We start from the raw sequence: 25,398 nt of genomic DNA on the forward strand, positions 1-25,398 counted from the left end.
TTCGTTTTATTTAATTTTTTATTTCAAAGGTGTAACCCTGTATGACATTCCTTTTTTAGTCTCGAAAACGGCAACATAACCTATAGACGATTTCTCGCTTTTGATATTCAGTTTTTCGATTATAAAAGGCTCTGAAGATCTTACAGCGCATTTTCCTCCAATATTAGATACAATTTTTGTCTGACTCATTTTTCCATTATTCCACTTTATGTCAACTGTAAAATTACCTTTTGCAGTAATTCCTTTTATTTCGCCATCTTTCCAAGCATCTGGCAATGCAGGAAGCAGATGAATTTCCTTGTTCTGGCTTTGCATCAACATTTCGATCACGCCAGCGGTTCCTGCAAAATTTCCATCGATCTGAAAAGGCGGATGTGCGTCAAAAAGATTCGGATAACAACCTCCTTGTCGTTTGTATTTAGGATCATTGTCTTTCGTCAGTCTCAATTGATTTTTAAATAATTGATAAGCATGATTGCCGTCCAAAAGTCTTGCCCACATGTTTACTTTCCACGCCAAGCTCCAGCCTGTTCCGTCGTCGCCTCGCAATTCTAATGTTTTCTTTGCTGCTGCAGCTAATTCTGGCGTTTTCAGTGGCGAAATTAAATTAGCAGGATGCAAAGCATACAAATGCGAAGTATGCCTGTGATGTGGATCTTCTTCTTCAAAATCTTTATACCATTCTAACAATTGTCCTTTGCTTCCAATTTGAAAAGGAAGTAATTGAGCTGAAGCTTTGTTTACTTTTTCGCTGAATTCTAAATCGGTATTCAAGACTTTAGAAGCTTTTACCGTATTTTCGAATAAATCTTTTATGATCCCAATATCCATTGTAGAAGCTGTCGTTACAGTTCCTTTCTTTTTCCCATCATAATAAAATATATTTTCCGGCGAAGTCGAAGGCATTGTCACTAAATGATTATTCTTGTCTTTCTGCAGCCAATCCAAACTAAATTCGGCCGCTCCTTTTATAATTGGATATACTCTTTTAAGATAGGCTAAATCCCCAGTATATTCATAATGTTCCCACAAATGTCTGCTTAACCAATTGGCCCCCATGTACCAGTTTGCCCACATTGGATCTCCTTTTCCGAAATCGCCCACCGGATTTGTCATTGCCCAGATATCTGAGTTATGATGTAAAACCCAGCCATTGGCATGATAATAACTTTTGGCGGTTTCTGCTCCCGTAACAGAAGCATTTTTAATGTATTCGTCAAGCGGAAAAAACAGTTCAGACAAACTTGCTGATTCTACCGGCCAGTAATTCATCTGTAAATTAATATTTGTGGTGTAATTACTGCTCCAAGGCGCACGAAGTTTGTTGTTCCAGATTCCCTGCAAATTAGCTGGCGCATTGTGTGTACGGGAAGAAGAAATCAGTAAATAACGTCCAAACTGAAAAAATAAAGCTTCTAATCCGGCATCTTGTTCACCTTTTGCATATTGCTCCAGTCTTATATCTGTTGCCAGATTGGATTTATTATTTTCTTTTTCATTTAATTTTAAAGAAACTCTATTAAAGAACTTTTGAAAATCAGCTACATGCTCTTTTAATAAACTATCGTATTTCTTCGCAACCGCTTTTTTAATCGGACTTTCAGCAAATTTGTGTTCGTCTTTTCCTTGGCTGCCAGGACATTTATCAAATCCGTTGAAACTTGTCGCTGCCGAAACGAAAAGCAAAATCTCACTGGCATTTTTAATCACTAATTTATTTCCTTCAGAAGTGATTTCTCCGTCTTTTATAATTGGTTTAACAATCAATTCAAAACGCATTCCTCTACAACCTGATAGATCTTCATAAACAACGGGCTCTTTGTTGTAATCAATGTAATTTGGATCTGAGTGAGAAGGCGCTTTTCCTCTTAAAACCAACGATTTATCTTTTATAGATTTCTCATTTTTCAAAAGACTTGAAGCATCAAGTGTCACAGAAAGTCTTTTTAATTGATCTGCCGAAAGTTTAATTACGATACATTGTGCAGGTGCCGAAGCAAATATTTCTCTTTTATAATTTACGCCGTCAACTTTAAAATTGGTTACGGCTAATCCTGTTTGAATATCAAGACTTCTATTGTACGATTCTATTTTCTGTCCGCCAAAATCTTGGTTTAAAATAAGATCTCCCAACGGCATAAAACTTTCGCTGTAAGGTCCCTGCATATTTTTAGTTAGAACATTGGCTTTTTCAAAATCTTCCTTTATAAGCGCTTCTCTAATTAAAGCCAGATTTTTAAAGGCATCTGGATTTACATTTTTCGCCACAGGTCCGCCGCTCCATAAAGTAGCTTCATTCAACTGAATTAATTCTGAATCAACTCTGCCAAAAACCATTGCTCCAAGTGTACCATTTCCAACAGGAAGTGCTTCTGTCCATTCAACAGCAGGCTGATTGTAATGCAATTTTAAATCCTGTTGTGCAAAAACAGAAAATCCTGTCAAGGTTAACAATAAAAAGAGGCTTTTTTGAAGAGAATGATACGGCATGTATTTTATTTTTAAATGATAATAATGAACAAAGTAGTCAATTATATTTTTAGAAACCTGAAAGGTTTATTCGTACGAGTATGATTTTTAAATCGTTTTCAATTTCAAAACAGTAACAGAATAAGCAGGAAGAATCAATTGCTGGCTTCCTTTTGTTACTTTATATTCACTTTGTTTTGGAGTGATTTTTTTAGGATCTGCAAACGTATTTTCATCTTGTAAATTTGCACTTGCTAAGCTGGTAATACTTCCTTTTGAACCTAATTTAGCTCCTTTTAAATCAATACTTACTTCTTGGTTTGTTGCGGCAGTATTAACCAGTTTCACAATTATTTCTTTAGAATTTACATCTTTTACAGCCGAAGCGTATAAATTGTTCTGTCCAATTAAAGCTTTGCCGTCCTGTGTAATACTTAACAAATCTGTTCCTTTATTGGTCGAAAATAATTGCTGCACATAATAATTCGCTGAACCATAAGATTGCAGATTATTGAACCAAATCATATCTGGTGTCCATTGCCAAGCGTCTTCGTGCGCCATCAAAGGTGCGTACGAAGTCAATTGAACTACTTCTGCATTTCTTTCTAATCCAGTCATAAAAGCCGCTTCAGAAAAAGCACATTCCCAATTATTTCTGTTATTTGGGTTTGCTCCCGAAACACTCTGCGCAGCATATTCGCCAGCAAATATTTTAGGTCCTTTTCGGTCATAATTATCGTAACGTCCTGCATTTTCTCTAAACCATTTTGGACTTTCATAATAATGTTCGTCAACCAATTCTGCGTTTAGTTTTTTAAGTTCTGCCATAGCAAAATCAAAATGCTCGCCAGCAGGAGAAGGACCGCTTCCAGATACAATTATGATATTGGGATATTTTGCTTTTATGGCTTTTTCAAAAACCTTAAATCGGTCAATATAATCTGGTCCCCATTGTTCGTTTCCAACTCCAATATATTTTAGGTTAAATGGCTTTGGATGTCCCATATCTGAGCGGATTTTTCCCCAATTTGTAGTCACAGCTCCATTTGCAAATTCAATTAAATCTAAAGCATCCTGCACATAAGGATCCAATTCGTTTAGCGGAGCTAATTCTCCAGTATTGTACTGACAAGCCATTCCGCAGCTTAAAATTGGCAAAGGTTCTGCGCCAATATCTTCTGAAAGCTGGAAATATTCAAAAAAACCTAATCCAAAACTTTGGAAATAATCGGGAGTTTGTTTGTGATTGAATTCAACATTCCAACGGTTCATTTTTGTTTCTCTGTCCTCTACATTTCCAACCGATTTTTTCCATTGGTAACGATCTGAAAGTGTTCTTCCTTCAACAATACAACCGCCGGGAAAACGTAAAAATCCTGGTTTCACATCATATAATAATTGCACCAAATCTTTACGAAGTCCATTTTTTCTACCTTTCCAAGTATCTTCAGGAAACAACGAAATCATATCTAAATCTATAGTTCCTGTTCCTTCAAACGTGATTTTTAGTTTTGCTTTTGCTTCAGTTTGAATGGCGGTAATTTGAGCGGTATACGTGGTCCATTGTTCTGATTTTGGAACAATGCTCGTTTCTCCAATTACTTTTTGGTCTTTATCAATTAATTGAAAAATGATTTTTTTGATGGCATTTTTTTCATTAGCTGCTTTTAAAGAAAGATTGTATTTTGCATCTTTCTTCACTCCCATTCCTCTGAAACCTTCGTTTATTAAAGCATAACCTTTGTCGCTATTAATTTCAACCCTGCAAAAAACAGTATTATTTGCCTCAATTTTGATTGGCGCGGCACTACCCGATTCTTTATTCATCGAAGACCTTTTCGTGTTTGGCTGTTCCCAACCCATTAATGGTTTATCAAATTCAAAAGATCTATTTTTAATCATTTCTGCGTATAATCCTCCATCTGCAGCAAAATTGATATCTTCAAAAAATAATCCGAACATCGTCGGCTGGATTTTGGTAATCGTTTTTGAAGCATCAACTTCTAATGTCGCTTTTTGAGCATTTAGATAGAAACCGCTCATTAATAGACCGTAAATAGTAAATTTTCTGATATTCTTTTTCATAGCTTTAAAATGAACTGATTATTTTTTTACTGCTTCTAATTTAGCTGGAAAAGCGGATTCCCCATCTAAATTAGTAATAATTAAAGTATCTACATTTTTACTTTCGACTGCATGTTTAAAATAATCAGGTTTATTTTTACCCCATCTTACGGTAGAATTCTGCACTTTGATGCTTTCCGCCGAATCGAAATAAAACCCTGAAGTGCTTCCTTTTACAAAACCTTCCACATTCGCTGGACGTCTGTCATATAATCCTCCTTGAAAAGAAGTCGTTTTGTCAATAAAAACACTTACATTATCAAAAACAATATTCTTGATTTTATCTTTTGATTCACCGCTTACAAACACGCCATTTTCTCCTGTACATTGAATATTAGAAAAATAAATATTTTTGATTTCCCCTACTTTTCCTTCGGTTGCGCCTTTTGGAAAACGCCAATTTGCATCTTTATGATTTCCTTTTGCCCTGCTGAAAGCGGTTATATAAATTGGTTCTGCTTTTCCCCACCAAGTGTCGGTGTTTAATTTTCCTTCAATAATAATATTAGAAAAAATAACATTGCTTACCGTTCCTTCATCGCGATTCTGAATTCCTAAAGCTCGGTTACTGTTTTTAATGATACAATTGTTGAAAACCACTTGTCTGATCGCGTCCATGTTTTCTGAACCAATTTTGATTGCACAACTGCTGCTGGTCATCGTACAATTCGTAACGGTAATATTTTCGCAGGCACCAAATTCTTCGAATTCTCTTCTGTTTTTCAAGCAGATACAATCGTCACCGCTTTCGATGTAACAATCGCTGATTCGAACATTTTTAGAATGATCCAAATCGATTCCGTCGCTGTTACGAACTTTTAAACTATTCAATAAAGTTATCCCACTGATTACAACATCGTTACAGCCAATTAAATGCACTGTCCAATACGCCGAATTTCCGATATGAACATCTTTAATTCTGATATTTTTCCCGCCAATAATAGTCAATACGTGAGGTCGTGGATCTAATACATTAAAGGGTTTTAGGATATAAGCGTCATCTTCTTCTGCTCCCATAAAAGAAATTCCGTTTCCGTCTATTTTGCCGCTTCCGCTAATGGTAAAATCCTCGATATTTTCTCCTCCAATCCAAATTGTTCCTTCTCCTGGATTCGTTCTGAAAGCACTTTTTGTATATAATTTTTCATCTGGACTTGCTAGTAATTTTGCTCCGGCTTCGATATGCAAATCTACTTTGGACTTTACATCAATTGGTCCCGCCAAAAAGGTAAACGGTGCCGGAATTAAAACTCTTCCACCTGTTTTAGTACAGGCATCTATTGCTTTCTGAATGGCTGCTGCATCGTTGGTTTTCCCGTCTCCTTTTGCGCCGTACTTTTTAACGTCGTAGATTTTCTGTGCAGAAACAGTTAAGGAAATACAGAAAATTAGGATCGCGATTATTGATTTTTTTTTCATTTCATTTATGTATTAAAAACTTTATCTGAGATATACTTCGCAAAGTTTTTGGTTTATTTTTTTAATCTCGCTAAGTTTTTTTTTCACGCAGATCTTGCAGATTTGGGCAGATTTTATTTGATTTCTTTAAAAAATCTGCTGAATCTGCTTAAATCTTTTTAAATCTGCGTGAAACAAAATTTTACAATCATTGGCAAAAAACTTTGTGTCTTTTGGACTTTGCGGCTAAATACTAATGCGCTGGCAATTCAAACTTATTTTGCTCTGGTTCGATTTTTCTTTTTAAAGATTCGCTGTCCAAATTGCTTGACAAAACATCTTTAAAAATAATTTGATTGATTTTGTCTGAAGGAACATCAATCGCTTTCATTGTGAGATTTTTTACATCATCAAAAACAAAAGCGGGACGAAAATCTTCTTTATCCAAAATCAGTTTTATATTCTTCATCTCGATTCCGTTTACGTGTCGTACGTAAAATCCCCAAGAAGGCAATTCTCCAAACATGGTAAATTCAGGATAACCATTGATGTTTTCTTTCACATCTTTTAATCGACTTAACGGATGATATGCCATTCCTTTTGAAGCTCTTCCGGGATAAATAATTTCAATGTTTTCTAAAGTCACATTTTCTATCAAATGTCCCGGAATTCCGGCAATTGAAGCTGGAAACGGATTATGAAAATAATCTACTTCTGGTCCGCGCATATCGTAATCAATATCCGGACGGCCAAACGGAACTTGCACTTTTACATTTTTAACCGATACATTTTTGATATAACCCGGTTTGTCTCCATTTCTGTGACCTAAACGAATCAATACGGCATTTCCTGTATTAACCGCTGTAATATCTGAAACTTTTATATTCTCAATTTCCCCTCCATCAACAGATTCAATAGCAACTGCCGATCTGAAAGTATCAAAAACCTTGATGTTTTCTATCGTTACATTTTTGAAACTTCCGTAAGAACCTGTACCAAATTTCACTGCATTGGCACTCGATCTAATGGTACAATTTCCGATATAAATATTATTATTGTGTAATCCCGGCACTTCCGATTTTAAGCAGATTCCATCATCGGCGGCATTTACATTGCAATTGGTTATTCGCACATTTTCACAACCGTTAACATCAATTCCGTCATTGTTCCAATAAGCTCTGCTATCAACTTTCATAAAATCAATGACAATATTTTTACATGCTGTAAAACACTGTACCCATCCTGGACTGTCTTTTAATGTAATTTGAGTCATTGTAATTGAATCAGACTTTACAAACGAAATCAGTTTTCCTCTATGGTCTTCAGGACGCATTCTTCTGTAATTGTATTTGGGATCAATTAGAACTCCTGTATGATGCAGAGAATCAATTGCTAAAGCCAATTCTCTCCCCTGTCCGTCTATAATTCCTTTTCCGTTTATAGCAATATTCTTGGATTCATAGGCAATTATAAAAGCCCTAATTCCTTCATATTTCGGATAATCTACTGGATTGGTGCTTCCTAATAAAATGGCTCCATCTTCAAAAAACAATTCCACATCATTTTTTAAAACAATACTTCCAGAGAGAAATGTACCTTTAGAAAAAACAACTTTTCCGCCTTTATTTTTGTTTGCTGCGTCAATTGCTTTTTGGATGGCTTTTGTATTTAAAGTTTTTCCATCTGCGACAGCGCCGTATTTTTTAACGTCAAATACCTTTTGCGCCGAAATAGTTACGGAAACACAAAAAACAAACAATACGATTATAAAATTTCTTTTCATTTCTATTTTTTTTATGCCACAAAGTCACTAAGTGAAAGTGAACCATATAAGTAATATAAGGTCAATTAAGACAAAACTTAAATTATCTTATATTACTCATATGGTAAAAAAAAACTTTGCGCTTTTGCATCTTTGCGAGCAATTTTCAATTTAATCTTTTTTAATAAACTTTGAGCCTTTGTGTCTTCGCGGCAAAACAAAATTTACCAGAAAACAGTATATAAAGCGACCAAAATTCCGCTGATAATAAAAGAACCAACAATAAATTCTGAAGACACTTTAAACATCGATTTATCAACTTCAATTTTATGTAGTTCTGACTCTTGTTCTGATACTGGTTTTGCCAAACTAATTCCTACCATTATCAATACAATGATAAAGAAAACAATAGTCATACGGTCTAAGAAAGGATAATCAGGAAAAGCACCTTCTGTCCACATTGGCAGGAATTTTAATATAGCGGCAAGCGGCACTGTTAATAATGCACCCGCAAGTCCCGCTGCTGGAGTTGTTTTTTTCCAAAACATTCCCAACAAGAAAATTGCTAAAACCCCCGGTGAAAAGAAACCTACATATTCTTGTATAAATTGATAGGCTTGATCCAAGGATTTCAATGCCGGAGCAACAAAAGCTGCTATAATCATACAAACCACAACACACCATCTTCCTGTACGAACCAGTTTTTTTTCTGATGCCTGAGAATTGAAATATTTTTTATAAATATCTAATGAAAAAATAGTCGAAATACTATTGGCTTTTCCTGCTAAAGAAGCCACAATTGCGGCTGTTAAAGCGGCTAATGCAACACCTTTTAATCCCGCAGGAAGTAAATTCATTAAAGTTGGATAGGCGTGATCTGGTTTTAAAACTCCTGCAGCATCGACCATTTCCTGCTGAAACATTCCGTTTTCATGCATTACAAACATGGCGATTCCCGGTAAAACGGCAATAATTGGCACTAATAATTTTAGGAAAGCGGCAAATAAAATTCCTTTGCGAGCTGTTTTTAAATCGGCACCTAAAGCTCTTTGAACAATATATTGATTGCATCCCCAATACGCCAGATTATTGATTAACATTCCGCCAACTAAAACCGACATTCCCGGCAGTTCATTATAATGCGGATTAGATTCGTCCAATATCATATGCAAATGTCCAGGCGCTTCATCTGCAATAATGGCCAATCCTTTTAGAATGTCTTTTCCAAAACCAAACTGATCTGAAAGTAAAGTCAATGCTAAGTAAGTGGTAACTAACCCTCCCAGAATTAATACAATTACTTGAAACATATCGGTATATCCTATTACTTTCATCCCGCCTAAAGTCACAATTACAGAGAATAAACTCAGCGCGATAACACAAAACTGAAAACTGACTGGCGCAATAGAAGAAATCGCTAAAGCTCCTAAGTAAATAATTGAAGTAAGATTGACAAATACATAAATCAAAAGCCAGATAATAGCCATAATCGTACTTACTGTTCCGCTGTATCTTTTGGCCAGAAACTGTGGCATTGTAAAGATTTTATTCTTCAAATAAATGGGAAGAATAAACATTGCCACAATAATTAAAGTGGCGGCAGACATCCATTCGTAAGAAGCAATCGCAAGTCCGATGGCAAATCCCGAACCGCTCATACCGATAAAATGTTCTGCTGAAATATTAGAAGCAATTAAAGAAGCTCCAATTGCCCACCAAGTAAGTGAACCTTCGGCTAAAAAATATTCGTTGGAACTGGTCGCTGCCGTTTTTTTGCTTCTGTAAATATACATTCCATAGCTGGTCACTATGATAAAGTAAATAAAGAAAACAATATAATCTGCGGTTTGTAATACATTCATAATAGTGTGGTTATTGTGTGGTTAGATAGTAAAATGTATTTTAAGGTTTGATTCCCATCAAATCTTGAGAAACCATTTTCTTTTGTACAAAAAGTACAGTAAAACAAGCTGTATTATCGTTACGGATAAAGCAGCAAAAAAAGGCTGCCAAACAATTGGCGTATATTGTATAAGTCCGCCAAAAACATAATCTGCTGTATGCTTAAAATCGACTAAACCTTCAGCTGCGATATAAATTAAAATAGAATTGGAACCGATTAATATTAATGGAAATGCCCATTTATGAAATCCAAACAAGTCGATTATTAAATAGAAAAAAACAAAAAACAAAATACTGAATCCGCCTACAAAACATACAAAAGAGCTCGTCCATAAATGTTTATTGATTGGAAAACTGATATCCCAAATCAAACCTGCAATAATCAAAACAATTCCCGTTAAAGCCATTAAAAGTACTTTTACATTTATTGAAAACGAGCACTTTACTTTTAAAAATGTTCCTATAAAAACGCCTAACAAAGCAGTTGAAATCGCAGGCAGTGTTGAAAATATTCCTTCTGGATCGTAAACGGTACTGTGCAGCCTTCCTGGTAAAAGCAAACGGTCAATGTAGCCTTCTAATGAACCTTCTTTGGTCAAAACTCCGGCACCAAACTCAGGAACTGGAATCCATTTCATGGCAACATAATAGCCAATCAAAATACCGAAAAACCAGATTAATTGTTTTTTAAAATCAAAATTCAGATAGATAATTCCAGCAAAAAACCAGGCCAATCCAATTCTTCCTAAAACACTTGCAAAACGAGTATGATCGAAACCGTCAAATCGCAGTAATCCATTTACAACAAATCCCAAAACCAGTAAAATACAAGTTCTCCTGAGCATTGACAAATAGATTTTACGCTTCTCGCTTGAAGGTAATTCCTGTGGCGTTTTTACTCCCGCCAAACTCATTTTCTTTTCAAAAGAATACGGCATCGAAACTCCTGCAACAAACAGGAAAACAGGAAAAATCATGTCATAAAAAGTAATTCCATTCCATTCTGCATGATGCAGTTGCGATGACATCCAGATAAAAACAGGAATTGGCGCTGCTTTGGCCAGAGCATGAATAATGTGTTCGCCGCTCATAATCCAAAACATAACAAATCCGCGCAAGGCATCTAAGGAAATTAATCTTCCATTTGTTGGGTTACTCATTTTTTTAGTATTCAGTGGTCAGTAGTTAGTTTATGTAAAGTGGTCAGTGGTCAGGTTTTTAGTGGTCAGCCTTATAAAAGTGGTCAGGTTTTTAGTACTCAGTATTAGTCTTTCACTATATACTTTTAATAAACTGAATACTAAAAATCTGAACACTAAAAAAAGGTTACTTTTTAAAAAATTGGTTTAATAACAAATCCGTAGCTGTATTCGCTTTGTGTTAATACATATTGTTCGTGGGGCGGTAATCCCCAGCTGTTGTCTCCTCCTAATCCGCGTTGGGTTAAATCAACACAAACTACTACTTCATTTCTCGGAGTAATATCGCTGGAGTGAATATTCTTTTTAGAAATTCCTCCGTCAAAATCACTTGGATAGTTATTCAAAGTACTCATAGCTAAAGTTTGCAGACCTTTTATTTCCAAGCCATTTCCTTTATTGCTTGACAATTTAAACCAGCGTATATCGGTCTTGTATCCATTTTCTTGTGGGCGTGTATAAGGCACATACTGGTCTGCAACTTTACTATTATAAATTCCTTTGAACGATGACGTTTTTCTATCCGGATAATTTTCTAACGGGCCTCTTCCGTAATAATCCAGATTCTCTAATGTATTTTTTAAAGTGAAAATCATTCCGAAACGAGGTAATTCAGGAACAGGATTTGCACCTTTTTTATAAGAAGCTTGAATCTCCAAAGCGCCGTCATTTCCTAATGCATATTTGATGGTATAATCTGATGCAATATCATTCAGTTTTAATTTTGCAACGATATATTTCTGACCGTTTTCTTCTGTCTGCTGAATACTTTCTAAAGAAGTATTTTTTCCTGCCGTTCTCCAAACATTCGTTCTAATCTGCATTTTATTCCCGATATCATTATCGGTTGGCGCTCTCCAGAAATTAGGTTCAGGATATTGTTTGAAATACTCTTCGCCTTTTACACTGTAATAAGAAATTAATCCAGTCGATTTGCTGATTTTAACCTCAACATTATCTGAAGTCAAAACAAACTGGTCTTTTTCATCCTGAATTTTAGCCGAGTTTTCTTTTTCCGATTTTTCGAAATACTTTCCGTCTTCGATTACAAATTGTTCTTTGGCAATTTCGAAGTTTTGAGGAAATAATTCAGAGCCTGTTTTCGTGTAAGCAAAAACATTCACTAAATATTCTGTTCCTTCTTTTGACTGTAATTTTGGCAAATCAATTTTAAATTGCTTTTTTGTTTTTGGATCTAAAGCAACATTCAGAGTTCCTTCTTTGATTACTTTTCCGTTTTCTAAAACCTCATATTTAAAGTTATATTTACTGAGGTTCGTAAATCCGAAATCATTATTAATTTCGATTATTCCGTTTTTGATATCAACAGCTTTAAACAAGATATTCTGATATACTTTTTTCACTTCAAAAGCTCCAGGATGCGGCGTTCTATCAGCATATACCAATCCGTTGTGACAGAAATTTTCATCGTTTAGATAATTCTGGCTTCCCATGTCACCGCCGTAAGCCCAATATTCTCGGCCTGCTTCATCTTTTCTTTTATACCCTTGATCTACCCAATCCCAGATAAAACCGCCCTGCATATTTTTGCTGCCGCGAATGATATCCCAGTATTCTTGAAAATTCCCGCTGCTGTTTCCCATCGCATGTGAATACTCACACATAATGTATGGACGTGAAACTTGTTTGCGTGCCGCATATTCCTTCATGTATTCGATTGTTGGATACATCGGACAAACAATATCTGTGTTTTCGTTTTCTTTTGCCTGCTCAAACTGAACCAATCTAGAATTGTCTCTTTTTTTGATCCATTTATAGGCTTTATGAAAAACAGGTCCGTTGGCACTTTCATTTCCTAATGACCAAATAATTACCGATGGCATATTTTTATCTCTTTCAACCAAACTGTAAATTCGGTCTAAATGTGCTTCTCTCCATTCCGGAAGAAAGCCCGGATTCGTTTTTGGATTCATCCATTTTAAAGGCTGTCCCTCTACTCCCATTCCATGACTTTCAATATTGGCTTCATCCACCAAAAACAAACCGTATTTGTTACATAGTTTTACCCATAAAATATTGTTGGGATAATGACTGCAGCGAACGGAATTAATATTCAGCTGTTTCATCATTTTGATGTCTTTCATCATCGTCGCTTCATCCTGATAATGTCCTGTTTCTGGATTGTGTTCGTGAATATTTACACCATGAACCATCAATCGAACTCCGTTTACCAATAATTGGCCGCCTTTTAATTCAACTTTTCTAAATCCGATTTGTGTTCCAACCGTTTCTACAATTTCTCCTTTTGCATTTTTTAAAGTCAAAACCAAGGTGTACAAATTGGGTGTTTCACTGCTCCATAATTTCGGGCTCGACACATTCTGAGCAAAATTGATAGTTTGAACTTTCGATGCTTCAAAATTGATATTGATTTCTTTAGTGAATACATTTTTCCCTGAAGCATCTACTAATTTAGCAACCAATTTTTGACTGTTAACAGCAGTTGCAGTCAGATTTTTTAAACTCACATCAACACTTAAACTTCCGTTTTTGTACTTCGCATCTAAATCTGGTTTCGCAAAAAAGTCTGAAATTCGAACATTATCAGTGCTGTATAAATACACATTTCTGTCAATTCCAGAAAGTCTCCACATATCCTGATCTTCCAGATACGAACCATCGCTCCATCTGTAAACTTCTATTGCCAAATCATTTTTTCCAGGTTTTAAATATTTAGAAATATCAAATTCTGCTGGACTTTTGGTGTTTTCTGTGTAACCTACTTTTTCACCGTTTACCCAAATATACATAGCTGCTGTTCCTGCTTCAAAATGAAGAAAAACATGTCTGTTTTTCCAGTTTTCAGGCAGTACAAAATCTTTTTTATAAGAACCCACAGGATTGTCCCAATGATTGATAAATGGCGGATTTTTTTCGAAAGGATAGGTCATGTTAGTATAAATAGGCACACCATAACCGTGCAATTCCCAATTCGACGGCACTTGAAGTTCTTTCCAATTTAAAGTACTGAAATCCGTTTTGTAAAAATCTTTCGGACGCTCATCTGGTGTCGGCGACCAAGAAAATTTCCATTGACCGTTTAAAGAAAAATACCAAGGCGAATTTTCATATTTATCCATTATTGCAGAAGTTTCATCTGCATAAGGAAGAAAAGCAGCACGAGCCGGTTCTCTGTTAATTTGAAATACTTCTGGATTCTCCCAATCGTTACGTCCTTTTTCTTGCGCTAAAACAACTGTACCGCAAAGTACAAATAGGCTTAATAAAAGTATTTTGGTTTTGATATTCTGCATTATTTTGGTTTTAGATAGCTTTCAACTGAAATTCTTGATATTTCTAGAAGTTCAATTTTTCAGGCAAATATTTAGCAACTAATTCTTTATAATAAGGAAGTAATGCTTTTACATCTGGTTTAACGGGAGCTTTAGTATATAAATCATACGGATTGAACTTTCTAACCCAGTCAAACATTTCAATGTCTTTTTCATTCATTAAATGTGCGTAAGCATTTTCTTTATGCTGAGAATAAAAAGAGTGATAACGAATCATGTACAAAGCTGGATCTGGAAGATAATCTTTCATAATCTGGTACAAATATTCGTCGTGTCCCCAGCTCATTTTTACATTATCAAGTCCACAGTTTTGGGTGTAGATTCCTAATTTGGTATTGAATCTCTCATCTGTATAATCTGGATTTTCTTTGAAAAATTCTGAATACACAATTTTATCCGAATACGCACATCCCACCGGAAAGGTATCGCCAACCACAGCCCATTGCGGTTCGCCGAACAAACATAAAACTTTACCTAAATCGTGAATAAAACCTGTCAGTACAAACCAATCCGGATGACCATCGGCACGAATGGCTTCTGAAGTCTGTAAAAGGTGCTGTGTTTGGTCTAAGTCAATATCTGGGTCACTGTCGTCTACAAGTGTGTTTAAAAACTCAACAGCTTCCCAGATTGACATTTCTTTTCTATTAAATTGCAGAAATTCCTGTTCTTTACTGCATACGAAGTCATAAGTTTGATAGGTATGGTTTATTCTGTAAAACTCCTTAACGGTTTCTACTCTTTCCGAATCAACATAATTCCTGAATTCTTCTTTCTGCTTTTCTTTTACATCTTCATTTTCTTCAGAAGGATCAGGATATCGCATTAACAAATCATCTTCCCACTCATCTAAATTTTTCAACGGATTGTCTGTGTCTATATGCTTTTTCATAATGGTTAATAGTTAAAAGTTAATAACACAAAAATAGAATTACATACTCTTTTCAAAATGGATTAATACATCAAAAACATGGATAAATTTGATTATTGTAGGATTTTTACATATTATAACGGATGATTTTTTAATCACAGCATATCAAACATAGCCCGTAGTTTCAACCATGGGAACATCACGAGAAAATTTGAATTTCAAATATAGCCTGTCGTTTCAACCACAGGGGCATTGCGAGAAAAATTAGATTATGGATATGCATCTTAGATATACGTTGCGTCCCCGTGATTGAAACCACGGGCTATGTTTGAAATAATACAAAAAAATCTTTGTCAAAGTTTTAAACTTTGACAAAGATTAATCTCATATAAATTCTTAAAAATTAGTGCAATACGCAGCAAAAGAAAAAACCTAATTAATCAATTTACTTGGAGGAAAACCAAACTGCTTTTTAAAACAACGGCTGAAATATAACGGATCATTAAAACCAACTAAGTTCGTTACTTCAGAAACATTATACTTTTTACTTTTTAGCAGTTCAGCCGATTTTTTCAAACGAATGGTTCTAATAAATTCATTAGGAGCCAAATCTGTTAATTCCTTAATTTTTCGGTATAATTTTGAAGAACTTACGCCTAATTTATCACATAGGAAATCTGTAGAAAGATCCACTTCACTTAAATTATCATTAATCAGATTAGTCACTTTTTCCATAAATTCTTCATCAATTGGAGAATGTGTCAGCATGCTGACTTTACTTTCTACCTCACCAGAAAATTTCTGTTTCAATTCTAATCTTGATTTAACCATATTTTCTATCACTGTTTTCAGTAATAAAGGTTCAAAAGGTTTTACTAAATAACCATCAGCGCCTGTATCGTAACCTTTTACTTTATCCATATTTTCAGAAAGCGCAGTCAGCATTATAACTGGAATATGGCTGATGAATTCGTCATTTTTAAGTTCACGGCAGAATTCTAGTCCATCCATAACAGGCATCATGACATCAGTAACACATAGAATAGGTTTTATTTGTCGGCAGATTTTTAAACCTTCCAATCCGTTTTCTGCCTCATAAACCTTGTAATAATCAGACAAATAATCCACCAGATATTTTCTAAGTTCGTTATTATCTTCGATTACTACTATTTTTTCTTTTAAATCGGTATTTTGAATAATTTTCTTAGCTGCTTTTTCTGGAATCAGCATACTCAAATTGTCATTTTTAAGTGCATATTCAAACACTTCTTTATGCTCGTAAGAATCGCGGTCAATTGGAATTTCGACTCTAAATGTACTTCCTTTTCCTGGTGTGCTTTCTACCGAAATGCTTCCTTTATGAATTGCTACTAAAGATTTTACCAGAGACAAACCAATTCCAGATCCTGTATTATTGGCTTTACTATTGGTTGCCTGATAAAAACGTTTGAAAATCTTTTCCTGACTTTTTAATGGAATTCCAATTCCATCATCGGTAACTTCAATTACCAGAATATCTTCAACGGTATCTTTCAGTCTGACATATAAATCTATGTTTCCATTTTTGTTGGTAAACTTTAAGGCATTCGACAAAAGATTGTACAGAATCTTATCATATTTATCATTGTCCAGCCAGCCGTTTATTTCATCATCTTCGGTAATAAAGTTGAGCTTAATCTTTTTATTATAAGCCATTTCCTTAAAGGAATCAAAGATATTTTTAGAATATGATAAAATATCGGTTTTAGTTACTTTCAGTTTTAACTCTCCCGATTGTGCTTTTCTAAAATCCAAAACCTGATTTACCAGATTTAATAATCTGCTGGCATTTTGATAAATCAGATTGTAACGGCTTTTTTCATAATCGGTTGCATTACTGCTTTCATCCAAAAGCTGTTTGGCCGGTCCTAAAATTAACGTTAACGGCGTTCTCAATTCATGCGAAATATTCGTAAAAAAACGTAATTTCTCGTTGTTCAATTTTATATCATGTTCCCTGTTTACTTTTTCGGTAAGCAGTTCTTGTTTTAGGCGGATTCGGTTTTTTATTTCTTTTCTAATAAAATAAAAGACTCCAAATAAAAGCGCAAAGAACATTAAAAAAGATGTCGGCGTTAACCAAAATGGAGGCAGTATTTTAATTTTATAAGAAATCGTTTTACTCCAATATCCGTCGCTGTTACTCGATCTGATTTTAAAAGTATAATTTCCTGGGTAAAGGTTGGTATATTGAACTATTCTCGAAGTACTATTTGCCGTAATCCAATGTTTATCAAAACCTTCCAGCATATACTGAAATTTATTCAGCTTTTCGTTGGCAAAAGACGGTGCCGAAAACTGAATCGAAAAGTTTCGGTTTTTATGACTTAATTCTATTTCGTTGCCATAATTCAGATCTTTTGAAAGCGGTACTTCGCCATTAATTTCCATTTCTGGAAAAACTTCCTCGTTTTGAATTTTAAATTCGGAAATAACAGGTAATGGTGACCATTTATTTCTTTTCATGGCTGGAGGTGAAAAAGAAATAATTCCGTTTTTTCCACCTAAAAATATATTCGAATTATTGAAAAGAAAAAAGCCGCTTGAACTAAAAACATCTAATCTGTTTCCACTATTTACATGATAAATACTGATTTCTTTTAAATTTGATTTAACAAAAGCAATATTATTATTGTTGATATTCAGCCAAAGATTTCCATTGGCATCCGATAAAATATCTGTAATCCATTTACCAGAAAGTTCTTTTAGATTTTTTACGGGTTCAAATTCATTTAATTTTGGATTAAACAAACACAATCCAAAACGTGTTGATGCCCAAATTTTGCCTTTGGCATCGACCAAAACATCGCTTACATTTTCGTCATGAGGAACACCATTTTCCTTGATAAAAAGTGACGAATACGTTTCTATTTTTCCTGAATTACTATTGTATTTTACAACGCCGGTTTCAGTCGCAAACCAGACATTATTTTTAGCATCTCTTTCGATCGCATTGATCTGAAAATCCGGCAGCAGCTTACTGGAAGTCTGAACTTCTAAAGTTTTAGTATTCAAAATTACAGCTCCTTCGCCAAAAGAACCAACGATCATCGAATCGTCACTAATTTTACTAAAGGCAAAAACAGGCGATTTTTCGAATCCTGCTTTTATTTCTCTCGAAGAATTGGTGAGGTAATTATAAACCAGAATATTTCCGTCCCACAAACCGCAATAAAAAATCTTTCCGTCATCAGAATAAATGCTGGCGATATCTTTTCCTGTATTATGTAACGGAGTTGAGCCTTTTGTGTTCGAAATAAAAAGTCCGTTATGGTATGTGGCTACAATCACTTTTTCGTCATAGGTTTTGGCAAAACCTCTTATACGAGGCGCTTGATTGCCAATAGAACGCGAAATATCTTTATTTAAAGTAAACTGATTTTCATAAGGATCGTATTTGTCCAATCCGTCTTCGGTTCCAATCCATAAGACTCCCGAAGCATCAAAATAAAGTGCCGAAATTAAATTATCAATAAGCGAAGTATCATCGGATAAAATCGAATAATACCATTTGTAATTTCCTGTCTGAATGTCTTCTAACTGATTGCAAACCAATAATCCGCCAAGAGTTCCAACCCAATATTTACCATCTGGCGCTCGTGCAACCGACAAAAAATAAGGACCTAAAGCGCCTCTAACCTGCTTATTTTCAATATACAAATTAACAAACTTATCGGTTGCTTTATCTAGTTTATACAAACCTTCGCGCGTGCCCACAAAAATATCTGATTTGGCATCTTCGTAGATAAAATTGATATATGGATTTTTGATATTTGAATTGGGTACCGAAAGGTTGTAATAATTAATTCTGACGATAGCACCTTTTGCATCCATTGTTATTTTTGCGACACCGCTTTTTTCATAACTTCCAACCCATACATTGCCTTTTTTATCTTCGAAAATTTCTTTAACGTAATCAAATCCCTTGATAGTAATTTTCTCAAATCTATTTTGTTTCAAAGAGAACAAGTACATTCCTTTTGTTTTGGTTCCGACCCAGACTCTTTTAAATTTATCGACGTAAACCGATCTTACCTCATCATCTGGAAGACTATTTGGATCGTCTTTTTTATTGAAAAAAGTGGTAAAAACATGCGTATCCATTTTGAAGAGTGTCAGTCCTTTTCGGGTTCCAATCCATAGATGATTAGAGTCTTCGTCGAGTTCTAAAGCAGTAATATCATCATTGTATAATTTATTTTTTCCAGGAGTAGAACTCATGTAATTTTTGAACTGATATCCATCAAAACGGTTTAGTCCCGAGAAAGTTCCAAACCACATAAACCCTTTTTTGTCCTGCACAATATGGCGCACCGAATTATGAGACAATCCGTTATTGTCGTTATAATGCGCAAATTTTATATTCTGTGAATACGAATAATAAAAAAAGACCGATAACAAGAATATAAAAAAGGATTTTTGACTCATCGCAATAAATTATAAATGCAATTTAATCTTTTTGATTCAATTAATATCAAAATTATTTAACAGATAAATTATGAATCCTGTTATTTTTGAGATCAATATTAAAATGATCGGAAGGATCGCCATTCATGGTTTTCCAAAAAATCGCTGCCCACAAAATCAGTTTTGGATCATTTGATTTTTTTAACTGTCTGCATATCAATTCGTACTGTTTTAATCTCTTGTTTCCAATTTCAGAAAAAGCTAATTCATCAGCACTTTTTAATCGAAAAAAATCGAAAATCATATCAAAGCCTGTCCAAGTTTCAAAATCAGAAAGTGCTAGCGAATTCTCTTTCAAATCTTTACCAACTTCTTCTGCATTTTTATTTTTTTCTAATAAATCTTTACCAGAAAGTTTCTCGATCGATTTTAAGAAATCGGCAGGAAAATCTTCAGGCAAGAATCGTAAACGCACTAACTCTTTTAAATGCCAATTGGTAAATGCCGCATAATCTTTTGCTTTCAGGATTTCTTTATTCCAAATGTTTGTGCTTTTAATTTTCTCTAAATGAGCATATTCTTCTTCATAAAAAGGAAATAAACTATTGAATTTATCTATTTTTCCAACGATGATCGTTTCTACTTCTAATTCAGAATTAGAATGAATCGTCAATATTTTATAAGCCGGCATATAGGCGGCAAGCGAAGGTGTTTGAATATTAAAAAGCGTATTTCCTTTTGCAGAAGTTCTCACGCCTGTATCGTTGATGTGCATGTGACCTCCAAAATGAATCTGAATACCGGCATCTGCAAATTGCTCTGCGACTTCTTCATTGGGAACTCTTTGTAATTGCATTTTGTTTGCACCAAAAAGCTGTTTTAATTCAGGCGAAGCATCATCATTAAAGTCAACCATCGGATAATGACTGAAAGCAATGAGTATCTTCCCTTTTTGTTTCGCTTCCGCAGAAACTTTTTTCACCCAATTTAAAAGGTGATTTTTATAAATAAGAACGTTATTATAACCTGTATTCGCTCCCGAAAAATCATGCGGATCATTTGGTTTTCCTGATAATTTTTCACTCGGAACATACGCATTCGCATCAATCGCCAAAAGCCAGATTCCTTTAATGGGTTCAACCAAATAACTGGCATCGGGCAGATACAAATTGGTGTTTTTTATTAGATACGTTCTTTTTTCTAAAACGGATTCTTTTTGAGCTTCTTCAAAATTATAATTATCATACTTGTAATTCGAAAAAGGAGTTTCCCAATATATATCACTCTTCTTTGGAAAGAAACCAAAATCATGCATTTCGTGAATCGTTTCCTGGTAACCCCAATTTTTTATATCGGCTGTAATAATGGGTTCGAGTTCGGTTTTATTTTTATTAAAATTATCTGAAGAACTGCTGATAATCTGTTCTTTTCCGTCTTTACCCAAGAAATCAGTTTTAACAGCATCCTGCGAAAACGGTCTTACCACATCGTGATTTCCTGTAGTGACATAAAAAGAGATCCCGTATTTTTGAGTATAATCATTGAGTATTTTTCGCAGTCCGCGAACGTGAACAGGTTGTCCATCGTCGCTGAAATCGCCTGGAAGTACGACTTGTTTAATACCTCTTTTAACGATATCATTTAAGGCTTGTAAAAAAGCAAAATAATTTTCGTTGAAAATTCTCGTAGAATGCAACTGAGAATTCATGGTTCTAATATTGGCAAATTCGCCTGTTACCGGATTTGGAATTCCCTGATAATTGCTGTCTTCGAATTTGGCAAAAATATCCTGTAAATGAGCATCGGCTATAAAAGCAATTTGAACCTCTTTTTTAGTGTTCTGCTGTGATTTGCAGGAATATAAAAAGAATAATATTACTAATATAGCCGATATTCTAAACATGTATTTTGTTTGCTTTATTTTTTAATATACGCTTCCAATTTATCTAAAGTGTTTAATTCTGTTTCTCTTGCACATGAAGATAAAATGGTTGTCTCTAAGTTTTTTGCTGGTTTTGAAATCAGCAAATACTGTGTTCCATCATCTGTATTTTTCTCAAAATCTTTTGGGTTGTACTTAATTGCGCCTCCAACCTCAACAATTTCAGCAGCAACGTCTTCTGGATGTTTTCCCCAAACTGCGATGTAATTTGCACCTTTTTTTGTTGCAGAATCTTTAAAGTAATTCACTCCTGTTGCAAATTGTACTTTTTCTCCAGTTAAAGAAACAGCTTCTACTTTTGCTTCTCTTTTACCAGAAAATACGGTGACACGAACTAAAATATCTACTTTTTTTCCTTTGTACGGAACGCCTCTTGAAATCATTTCCATCCAAGAAGTGGTATCTGTTTTCCCCACTCTTGCCAAACGATTGGTTACCGGATTTAAAGGCACAACTTTCTCTCCGTCCCAAAGTTTTACTCCTCCTAAACCTACAGTAGAAGCCACTTTATAATAATCGGCTCCCCATCCTTGTTTTTGCTGTTCTGGTGTTGGATACCAATTTGCTTTTCTTAATTCTAAGCCTGGTTTGGCTTTAGAATAAACGTCAATTGCTACTTTATCACTGAAATAAATTCGCAATGCCATCCATTCGTTTTCAACTGCCGGACCGTGATGTCCGATTGTTTTATATAAATCTCCTGATTCTGAGCCGATATCTGTTAGATACGTAATTTTATCCGACTTCATGTACAAACTGTTGTCTGTATTATTCTGTCCAAAACAAACACAGCAAAAAAGTAAAGAGGTTACGATAGATAGTTTCATAATTTAAAAATATTATAGTTTAAGTGTAATTCCTGTAAATTTAAAAAACAAGTTTCAACAATCTACCAAGAATTCTATCTATTGTTTGGAAATTATCAATTTATATCGAAAATGTGAAAAATCTTAAACTATAAAATTTCATTTTTACTTTTCTAATTCTATTTTTTTGCCACAGATTAACAAGAGTAGCACAGATTAAATTAGTTTCGTTTAAAAATCCTTCTAATCCTTTTAATCTGTGGCTTTAAAAAAATTAATAAGCTACATGGCGGTCATCTTTTAATTTTATTAATCCACTACTTTTACTAATGTTGGATTAATTCCTAATGGGTTCTTAATTACTTTACAGATCAAAGGAAACTCCGGATTTTTTATAATCCACATTTCGGTTTCGTCTATCTGTGCTTTTACATGCAAGGCATCGACTGCTTTTCCATCAATTGAAACCTCACTTTTGTCTTCGCTTTTATCCAAAACATAAGTTGTGTTATTGTACACAAATGAATTGTTTTTTACTAAATCCTGATAAGCCGACTGCGAAATCATAAAGAATGTTTCGGTTGGTTTTAAGTTCAGAACCGGCGCATATTCTCCCTGATTATAACTTAATTCAGTTCCACTTTTTAGGGCTTCAGGAAGCATTACTATTTTACTTTTTACTCCTCTTGTTTCTAGTTTAAAAGCTAATCCATTATTTGATGTTTCTGCTGTAAGCTGTAAAGTTCTGGTTTGTCCGTGCAGTTTACAGACGTAATGCAGCTGTGTATTATTTTTTATTGTTGGAATGTAATTCTGTGCCGTTCCTTTCTGATAAACAATACAGAAAAGAATCATTAAAAATATATTTTTCATCTTGTTCATCATTTATTTTGCTGGTGGTAAAATTGTTGTTCCCCAAGCTGAAGGTTTCGAATCCATTTCTAAAACTAATTCTCCGCCATTATTAATATCCTCATGTAAAATCCATGCTTTGTTGTATGGTTTTCCGTTTAACAATGCCGTTTTGATGTATTTGTTTTTATCACTCATTTTTTTAGTGGTGATTTTAAAACTTTTACCGTTTTCCAATTTTACAACCGTTTCTTTTATCAAAGGCGTATTAATCAAATAATAAGGCTGTCCTGCATTTGGATATAATCCCATCATGTGGAAAGCCAGCCAAGAAGACATCGCTCCAGAATCGTCATTTCCGGGAAGTCCTTCTCTTGAAGTATTGAAATTATCCTTGATAATGGTTCTGATTCTATCGCTGCTTAAATAGGGTTTTCCAATCCAATGATACAAACAAGGTGTAAGAAATGAAGGTTCATTGGCAACATTGAATAAATTATTATCGAAGAAAATATCCAATCGTTTTTCAAATGCTTTTTCTCCGCCTGATTTTTTTACCAATTCCGGAATATCGTGCGGCAAACTAAACGAATATTCCCAAGAAGTTCCTTCGTAGAAAAACACGCACCAATGGCAGACATACCAAGGCGATTCGATAATTACAGGTGTATATTTAAAAGTTGGTTTTTGGATTTTTGATTCTCCGAAAATAACATCATCCAGCCAATTTCCGTCTTTGTCTTTTGGCATAATAAAACCTTTTGCACCGTTATTTTCATAATCTGCACGCCATAAATTCTGCCAGCTTTCGGCTTGTTTCATGTATTGATTATACAATTCTGTTTTGCCTAAACCTTTTGCTACCGTTGCAATATTATAATCGTTGTACGAATAATCGATTGTTCTGTTTCCTGCGCGGTCTGTGCCGTAAGGAACGTAACCTAATTTAAGATAATCTAAAAGTCCGCCTCGTCCTTCTTTTTCTTCATTTCCTCCCGGAGGCACTGTCGCGTCTTTGATCATGGCCTGTAAAGCCAGTTCATAATCTATTCCTTTTAGGTTTTTCACAAAAGCGTCTGCAATTACAACCTCAGTGTTAGAACCTCCCTGAGTTCTTCCATTATAGTTGCCGCTTCTTCCTTCGGGCATATAACCTTCGCGTTTGTAAATATTCAGCATGGCGTTGATAATTTCTACTTTACGTTTAGAATCAATTAATGTAATTAACGGACTTGAAGTTCTAAACGTGTCCCAAATTGTATAAAAATCATCGTAATACGGTTCGTCGTTTGTCCATAACGGATTTTCTCCTGTTCTGTCAACGGGCATAATCATCGTATGATACAAACCAGTGTAGAACATTTTTCTATATTCGACAGAAGTATCTTCAGATAATTGAATTCGGCTTAATAAATCTTCCCATTTATTTTCTAAAGCGGTTAAAACGGTATTGAAATTCCAATGCGGAATTTCGGTTTCTATATTATTTTTGGCTTTTAATTCACTTAAAAAAGAAATTCCGATTTTGACATTTAATTCTTCTTTTCCTGAATTTCCAAAAGAAAGTAAAGCTCCTGTTTTCTTTCCAGAATCAAACTGCGCTTTTTGATTGCTGTAAAATTTACCGTCTTTAAAAGTGACATATTTTGCGATTGGCTGATCGAAAACGGCCCAGAAATAAACTGTATAAGCGCGTCCGTTGTTCCACCCGCCTCTTATTCTGCTGTACCCTCTTACTTCTGTATCTGAAACTATTTCGATCTGAGAGCCTACAAACTGCTGTGCTTCTCTGGCATCTGGAATCTTTTCTTCTCCAAGGAAAAATCCAGGGTCAATTTTTAATTCCTTTGATTTATTTTTTGGATAGGTTATTCTATAAAATGAAACTTTTTCTCCAGTTGTAATTTCTGTTTTAATGTTATTCTCTTTGAAAACCGTTTCATAATAACCCAGTTTTACATTTTCTTCGGCTCTGTAGGAAGTCTGATCCATTTTGTCTAAAGCTCCAGAAAACGGCATAATTAAGATGTTCCCATATTTTGGACCTCCGCCAGTTCCGCTCACGTGAACCTGACTGAAACCTGTTACTTCTTTCGGCATTGGAAGCCAGCCGCTGTTTGGACTTGAGGTACAGTCTGGGCTTGGTTTTACCATTCCGTACGGACAGGAAGGTCCAATAAAAACCCTGCCCACTCCTTCAGAACCGATCATTGGGTCGACGTATTGATGGACTGTTTTTTGGGAATAAGAAGTTATCGCAAACAAAAGTGATATTCCTAAAAGTATATTTCTATTGTATATTTTCATTGCTTC

At 34.8% G+C, this 25,398-nt stretch carries 13 protein-coding genes; all 13 read right to left on the reverse strand.

Annotated elements, in window-relative coordinates; genetic code table 11:
* Nucleotides 1–18 precede the first annotated feature (18 nt).
* Nucleotides 19–2,490, reverse strand: a complete 2,472-nt coding sequence (locus L1276_RS12735; protein ID WP_253788333.1) for a glycoside hydrolase N-terminal domain-containing protein — start codon at nt 2,488–2,490, stop codon at nt 19–21.
* Nucleotides 2,491–2,577: 87 nt separating this feature from the next.
* Nucleotides 2,578–4,554 carry an alpha-L-arabinofuranosidase C-terminal domain-containing protein gene (locus L1276_RS12740; protein WP_253788334.1) on the reverse strand — a complete coding sequence of 659 codons (1,977 nt, stop codon included), beginning with the start codon at nt 4,552–4,554 and terminating at the stop codon, nt 2,578–2,580.
* 18 nt (nt 4,555–4,572) lie between these two features.
* Nucleotides 4,573–6,012 (reverse strand): glycoside hydrolase family 28 protein, encoded by a 1,440-nt coding sequence (locus tag L1276_RS12745; RefSeq protein WP_253788335.1) that lies wholly within the window; start codon nt 6,010–6,012, stop codon nt 4,573–4,575.
* 232 nt (nt 6,013–6,244) lie between these two features.
* Nucleotides 6,245–7,774, reverse strand: coding sequence for a glycoside hydrolase family 28 protein (locus L1276_RS12750; protein WP_253788336.1), 1,530 nt, complete (start codon nt 7,772–7,774; stop codon nt 6,245–6,247).
* A gap of 203 nt (nt 7,775–7,977) precedes the next feature.
* The gene (locus tag L1276_RS12755; RefSeq protein WP_253788337.1) at nt 7,978–9,615 is read right to left on the reverse strand and encodes a sodium/sugar symporter; all 1,638 of its coding nucleotides are present in this window, start codon (nt 9,613–9,615) and stop codon (nt 7,978–7,980) included.
* A gap of 57 nt (nt 9,616–9,672) precedes the next feature.
* Nucleotides 9,673–10,815 carry an acyltransferase family protein gene (locus L1276_RS12760; RefSeq protein ID WP_253788339.1) on the reverse strand — a complete coding sequence of 381 codons (1,143 nt, stop codon included), beginning with the start codon at nt 10,813–10,815 and terminating at the stop codon, nt 9,673–9,675.
* A 173-nt stretch (nt 10,816–10,988) separates the two neighbouring features.
* Nucleotides 10,989–14,129, reverse strand: a complete 3,141-nt coding sequence (locus tag L1276_RS12765; protein WP_253788340.1) for a glycoside hydrolase family 2 TIM barrel-domain containing protein — start codon at nt 14,127–14,129, stop codon at nt 10,989–10,991.
* Between the two features lie 43 nt (nt 14,130–14,172).
* Entirely contained in the window at nt 14,173–15,060 is an 888-nt protein-coding gene (locus L1276_RS12770) for an inositol oxygenase (RefSeq protein WP_253788343.1), read from the reverse strand.
* A gap of 411 nt (nt 15,061–15,471) precedes the next feature.
* Nucleotides 15,472–19,506, reverse strand: a complete 4,035-nt coding sequence (locus L1276_RS12775; RefSeq protein ID WP_253788345.1) for a two-component regulator propeller domain-containing protein — start codon at nt 19,504–19,506, stop codon at nt 15,472–15,474.
* 52 nt (nt 19,507–19,558) lie between these two features.
* Entirely contained in the window at nt 19,559–21,388 is a 1,830-nt protein-coding gene (locus tag L1276_RS12780) for a metallophosphoesterase (RefSeq protein WP_253788346.1), read from the reverse strand.
* Nucleotides 21,389–21,402: 14 nt separating this feature from the next.
* Nucleotides 21,403–22,254, reverse strand: a complete 852-nt coding sequence (locus L1276_RS12785; protein ID WP_253788348.1) for a DUF4861 family protein — start codon at nt 22,252–22,254, stop codon at nt 21,403–21,405.
* A 288-nt stretch (nt 22,255–22,542) separates the two neighbouring features.
* Nucleotides 22,543–23,106, reverse strand: a complete 564-nt coding sequence (locus L1276_RS12790; protein ID WP_253788350.1) for a hypothetical protein — start codon at nt 23,104–23,106, stop codon at nt 22,543–22,545.
* 12 nt (nt 23,107–23,118) lie between these two features.
* Nucleotides 23,119–25,392 (reverse strand): GH92 family glycosyl hydrolase, encoded by a 2,274-nt coding sequence (locus L1276_RS12795; protein ID WP_253788352.1) that lies wholly within the window; start codon nt 25,390–25,392, stop codon nt 23,119–23,121.
* Between the last annotated feature and the right edge of the window lie 6 nt (nt 25,393–25,398).

It is taken from the genome of Flavobacterium sp. HSC-32F16 (genome assembly GCF_024171645.1).
In the GTDB taxonomy this organism is placed as follows: Bacteria; Bacteroidota; Bacteroidia; order Flavobacteriales; family Flavobacteriaceae; genus Flavobacterium.

Bases quoted from the DNA above. Each gene is read 5' to 3' on its own strand.
- L1276_RS12745 (WP_253788335.1), bottom strand. From the start codon at position 6,012: ATGAAAAAAAAATCAATAATCGCGATCCTAATTTTCTGTATTTCCTTA.
- L1276_RS12760 (WP_253788339.1), bottom strand. From the start codon at position 10,815: ATGAGTAACCCAACAAATGGAAGATTAATTTCCTTAGATGCCTTGCGC.
- L1276_RS12790 (WP_253788350.1), bottom strand. From the start codon at position 23,106: ATGAAAAATATATTTTTAATGATTCTTTTCTGTATTGTTTATCAGAAA.
- L1276_RS12795 (WP_253788352.1), bottom strand. From the start codon at position 25,392: ATGAAAATATACAATAGAAATATACTTTTAGGAATATCACTTTTGTTT.
- L1276_RS12765 (WP_253788340.1), bottom strand. From the start codon at position 14,129: ATGCAGAATATCAAAACCAAAATACTTTTATTAAGCCTATTTGTACTT.
- L1276_RS12785 (WP_253788348.1), bottom strand. From the start codon at position 22,254: ATGAAACTATCTATCGTAACCTCTTTACTTTTTTGCTGTGTTTGTTTT.
- L1276_RS12780 (WP_253788346.1), bottom strand. From the start codon at position 21,388: ATGTTTAGAATATCGGCTATATTAGTAATATTATTCTTTTTATATTCC.
- L1276_RS12735 (WP_253788333.1), bottom strand. From the start codon at position 2,490: ATGCCGTATCATTCTCTTCAAAAAAGCCTCTTTTTATTGTTAACCTTG.
- L1276_RS12775 (WP_253788345.1), bottom strand. From the start codon at position 19,506: ATGAGTCAAAAATCCTTTTTTATATTCTTGTTATCGGTCTTTTTTTAT.
- L1276_RS12750 (WP_253788336.1), bottom strand. From the start codon at position 7,774: ATGAAAAGAAATTTTATAATCGTATTGTTTGTTTTTTGTGTTTCCGTA.
- L1276_RS12755 (WP_253788337.1), bottom strand. From the start codon at position 9,615: ATGAATGTATTACAAACCGCAGATTATATTGTTTTCTTTATTTACTTT.
- L1276_RS12770 (WP_253788343.1), bottom strand. From the start codon at position 15,060: ATGAAAAAGCATATAGACACAGACAATCCGTTGAAAAATTTAGATGAG.
- L1276_RS12740 (WP_253788334.1), bottom strand. From the start codon at position 4,554: ATGAAAAAGAATATCAGAAAATTTACTATTTACGGTCTATTAATGAGC.